Below are 1,758 nucleotides of genomic sequence, written 5' to 3'. Positions count from 1 at the left end.
CGAGGCTGTGTAGCTAGACCAGTTCGTCGTGCGATAGCGGGCGGGTGATGGCTTGCTCATGCGGACCGTCTAACCGCATAGATTCACAAATGTGAATCCTCGAAGGTCAGAGTTCTGCAACAACGCCGTAAGGTGGTCAAACTGGCGGTGCGTTCCTTGCCACAGGAATAGCCAACCGCCATTGCCGATCAGAACATCCTTGGCGATTGTACCGGGGGGTAGGGCGGTCGTCATTCGCAATCATCCTTGCAGCCAATGTGCTTGCTCAATGCAGCTGTTCTAGATCGCGAGGTCGGTCAACGACAACCTGCAATTGCCGGTGTCAGGTGCGCTAAGCTTGTTCAGAAGGTACGACACGCGCTTTGCATGATCGTCCTATCGCCAAGGCAACAGCCGGATCTTGGTCGGGTGCATCCAGGCGCGCCAGTTCGGCCACTGTTCCCGCTCTGCCTCAGGGATGAGCATCTGGCGGCATTTCAGGGCGCAGAAGAACGACGCCATCTTCATCAGCCCGAAGACGATGTTAATCATCCGGCCGCGGGTGGCGTCGGACCACTGCACGGCAAAATCGGGCACCCACAGCCGCATCAGCGGAAGGGCAACATCCCAGTAAAGGCCGCGCAAGATAATCGCGCCCGCAAGGATCGTGAACTCGGTGGCGAACCACCAGGTCGCGGAACGCAGTTCGCGAAAGCTGGCGCGGAATGCCCAGATCACGGCGAAATAGCCGAGGGCGTTGATCATCGCGATCAGGCCGATAGTCAGTGACATGCATTGGCGTCCTTCTCCAGCTTTTCCACGAGGCGCTCGATCGCCGCCACCCGCGCCTTGATGGCCCGCTTTTCCGGGGCCGAACTTTCCATGTGATCACGCATGATCGTGTCTGCGCGTTCGGCGCGCCGGCCGTGGCCGGTCAGCTGTCGGATGAGCCTACCCATCATCGCCGGTCCTCCAGCAGACGAACCGCGCGGCCCATGATCTCGGTGTTGGCCGCTGTGGTCTTGTTGGTGTCGGTGATCACGTCGCGGCTTTCCTTGACCATGGATTGGGCCATCTCCAGCATCTTGTCCTGCAGCTCGCCATTGCGCTTGTACTGGATCCAGTTGGCCCAGCCCTGGACGACGATGACCACGCCTGCGAGGCCGCCACCGACCTCGGATATGAAGTCCACCAGGTTCATCGCCGATTCCTCACGCCCGCGATCCCGATCACCGCCAGCAGCGCCAGAGCGGCCGCCGCAGCCCCGCCACGGTTCCGCCACGCTCCTGCCGCCACCACAGCCCCGCAGGCCACTGCCGCGGCGTCCACGAGGCCGTCAGGGATGCCCCCACCGAAGAACGCGACCTGCGCGCCCTCCCACAGCAGCAGATAGCCGCCAGTTGTGATCGTAGCCCCGCGCCACGCGCCCGCGATCCACCTGATCAGCGCTGTCAGGATCACGCCGATGAAGGCATGCGCCAGCAGCGCAGCACCCCAGCCATAGGTATCGGCGGGCGATCCTGGACTGGTCAGCATGTCGCGGATCAGATCAAGCATGCGCTTTTTTCAGCATCATCATGCTGGACTCCTTGGCTGTTCAATTTGGGGATGAGTAACCGGCCCGTGAATCGCCGTGACTCTTTTGCGCAATGGGCGTTGTTGCAGAAAGGCGGCCTGATGCGTGACTGCCCCTTCCCCCTTCATTGTCAGGCCACGCGGACGATCTCGGCGGTGCCGAGGGCGTTGAAGCGGTTCATGAGCGCGACGCGGATATGGATT

Annotated in this window: 4 protein-coding genes; all 4 read right to left on the bottom strand. The window is 61.8% G+C overall.

Translation table 11 applies throughout. The features are described from left to right. Positions 1 to 375 precede the first annotated feature (375 nt). From FA740_RS19340 to FA740_RS19325, 4 genes are read right to left on the bottom strand one after another with little or no spacing between them, the layout of a single operon-like run. Complete coding sequence (locus FA740_RS19340) at positions 376 to 771, bottom strand: hypothetical protein (protein ID WP_136858416.1); 396 nt, start codon at positions 769 to 771, stop codon at positions 376 to 378. After that, the gene (locus FA740_RS19335; protein WP_136858415.1) at positions 762 to 941 is read right to left on the bottom strand and encodes a hypothetical protein; all 180 of its coding nucleotides are present in this window, start codon (positions 939 to 941) and stop codon (positions 762 to 764) included. Before FA740_RS19335 ends, FA740_RS19340 begins: the two co-directional genes overlap by 10 nt. Then, positions 938 to 1,180 carry a hypothetical protein gene (locus FA740_RS19330; RefSeq protein WP_136858414.1) on the bottom strand — a complete coding sequence of 81 codons (243 nt, stop codon included), beginning with the start codon at positions 1,178 to 1,180 and terminating at the stop codon, positions 938 to 940. Before FA740_RS19330 ends, FA740_RS19335 begins: the two co-directional genes overlap by 4 nt. Then, on the bottom strand, positions 1,177 to 1,536 hold the full coding sequence (locus FA740_RS19325) for a hypothetical protein (protein ID WP_136858413.1): 360 nt from the start codon (positions 1,534 to 1,536) through the stop codon (positions 1,177 to 1,179). The genes FA740_RS19330 and FA740_RS19325 overlap by 4 nt, the downstream gene beginning before the upstream one ends. Positions 1,537 to 1,758: the final 222 nt, after the last annotated feature.

Source organism: Paracoccus hibiscisoli, from assembly GCF_005048265.1.
In the GTDB taxonomy this organism is placed as follows: domain Bacteria; phylum Pseudomonadota; class Alphaproteobacteria; order Rhodobacterales; family Rhodobacteraceae; genus Paracoccus; species Paracoccus hibiscisoli.
Note: the sequence above shows the minus strand (reverse complement) of the source record. Positions and strands in the feature narration are given on the sequence as shown.